This is a genomic window from Lacisediminihabitans sp., from assembly GCF_036404185.1.
Taxonomy (GTDB): domain Bacteria; phylum Actinomycetota; class Actinomycetes; order Actinomycetales; family Microbacteriaceae; genus Lacisediminihabitans.
Window position 1 is genome coordinate 1 of sequence record NZ_DASWPB010000233.1, and the last position, 2,067, is coordinate 2,067.

The following is a 2,067-nucleotide window of genomic DNA, read 5'->3' on the forward strand; positions in this document are numbered from 1 at the left end:
GATCCTCGGGATCTGCCTCGGTGGGTGGGCGGCAAGCTTCGTCGGGGCGAAGGGCAGTCGATCCCGCCCCGATCCGCGGACCCTGATCACCGCCGGTGCGCTCGGCGGGGTCGGCTTCACCGTGTCGTTGCTGATGAACGAGCTCGCCTTCGCGCGGCGCCCAGAGGTCGCCGACGAGGGGACCCTGGCCGTGCTGCTCGGATCGACGGTCTCCATCGTCGTCTCGGCGATCCTCGTCTCCCGGCTGGCCGCCCGGCATCGGCGGCATCCGGAATCGAGCTAGCGGAGCAGGCGGTCCGCATCGTCACCGGCCGAGCGTCCCGTCCGGGAGCTCGGGAACGAGGATGTCCAGCACATCGCGGCGCATCGTGGGCGGGTAGTCCGCGGTCGGGGACCCCAGTCTGACCAGCATCTGGATGGTCTGGCCATCCCGTGCGAACTCGTCGTGAACGATCGCGTAGAGGGCCGACATCGACGGGTACTCCTGAAGAACCTGGCTGACCGGCTGGACGACGAGGCCGAGGGTCCTGGCGCGCAGGGACAGGCGTGCGTAGAGCATTCCGGCTTCGATCTGTTCGACCCTGCTGTTCCCCGCGGTGCGGACGATGCAGTAGGCCGGAGTGTGCTCGGCGGCCGTCGTCGCCATGGACACGTTCCGGCGACCGGTCGCGGCGTCACCGTTCAGCGCGGGAGCGAGGGTGATCATGCCCTGAAGCAGGTATTTCATGAAGCCGGACGTGCCCTGCCCCTCGACGGCAAAGCCGGACCGGGCGGCGTTCTTGGCCCGCTCGTTCGCGTGGAACACCGTCTGCCATTCTCTCAGCGCCTCCGGGTAATGCGCTTCGACGGCCGTCCCATCGACGGTCAATCGCCCGAGGGCGGCGAGGTCCTCCGGCCGATCGACGATCTCCACCTCGGCGGAGAGCCCCGCGGTGATTCCGGTGAGGACGGTGATCTGGTCGGGGCCGAGCCTCGCGGACCCGTAGGGACCCCGGTTCGTGCTCGATCGGTGGATCGAGTCGTAGTCCTCCGTTTCGTCGGGAGGCATTCCGGACAGGGTGATCCTCGCCACCGGCAGCGAGGCCATGCTCTCGGCGAGCCGTTTCTCGTCGTAGCGGCCGAGAGGGAAGAGCTCGCAGGAGAAACCCAGTCCCAGGTGTACGGCCGCGACCCGCAGATACTCCAGGAACGTCCCCTGGGACACCATCGTCTGACGGCTGGGCGGGTCGACCGCCGGAGTCAGTCGTCCCGCGTCCGCGGAGAGGAAGAAGACATCGGCGTCCTCGTCCAGGCGGACGATCCACGGCTGCATGTTGTGTCCGCTCGGTGCGAGCATCCCGTGAGCGGCGAGCCGTAGCCGCCGATCGGTGAACCGGGCGGCGTACTCCGGGTCCCACGGCGCGAGATACTCAGCCCTGACGAAGAGGCCGCCGACCGCGAGCAGCACGATCGCCAGCAGCAGCACGATCGTGCCGGTCACCACCACCGCTTCGTCGAGGTGCACGAGGGCCCTTCCGTCTGGCCCCCAGTATTCCGAGGGCCAGCGGTGCGGACAGGGCCGAAGGTCCTACGCCGAGTCGCGCTCCTGCTGACCGATCGGCTCCTCCCAGCGCTGCCCCCAGCCGACCAGGGGCTGCAGGGACCTCATGAGGTCGGCCCCCCGCGCGGTGAGCAGATATCTCACCCGGACGGGGGTGCTCGCGATGACCTCCCGCTCGACCAGGCCGGCCCGCTCCAGCTCCTTCATCCTCACCGACAGGAGCCGGTCCGACAGGCCGGGAACGACCGCGACGATCTCGCTGAACCGATCGGCACCGCGAGCCATGGCGAGCAGGATGGCAGAGCTCCATCGCCTGCCCACGAGCTCGATGGAGCCCTGGAAGCGGCGGCATTCGTCGTCGTCGATGTGCTGGATGTCGCGGTGGTGGATGTCCGCGGGCTGGATGTCTTTGGGCTGGATGGTTCTTGTCACTTACTAAGGATAAGCGACTTACCCGGTGTTTGTTTTCCTCGCGATCGGTGGAGCAGAGTTGGCTCATGCCCGACTATGGTCTGCCCCTGCAATTC

At 68.0% G+C, this 2,067-nt stretch carries 3 protein-coding genes; 1 reads left to right on the top strand and 2 read right to left on the bottom strand.

Annotated features, from left to right (window positions below; genetic code table 11):
• The coding region (locus tag VGC18_RS16080) for a Na+/H+ antiporter NhaA (protein WP_331099267.1) at nucleotides 1-283 on the top strand (283 nt) is incomplete at its 5' end.
• Nucleotides 284-304: 21 nt separating this feature from the next.
• Here the strand turns inward: VGC18_RS16080 and VGC18_RS16085 are convergent.
• Complete coding sequence (locus VGC18_RS16085; protein ID WP_331099269.1) at nucleotides 305-1,504, bottom strand: Acg family FMN-binding oxidoreductase; 1,200 nt, start codon at nucleotides 1,502-1,504, stop codon at nucleotides 305-307.
• Nucleotides 1,505-1,567: 63 nt separating this feature from the next.
• Entirely contained in the window at nucleotides 1,568-1,972 is a 405-nt protein-coding gene (locus tag VGC18_RS16090; RefSeq protein ID WP_331099271.1) for a helix-turn-helix domain-containing protein, read from the bottom strand.
• Nucleotides 1,973-2,067: the final 95 nt, after the last annotated feature.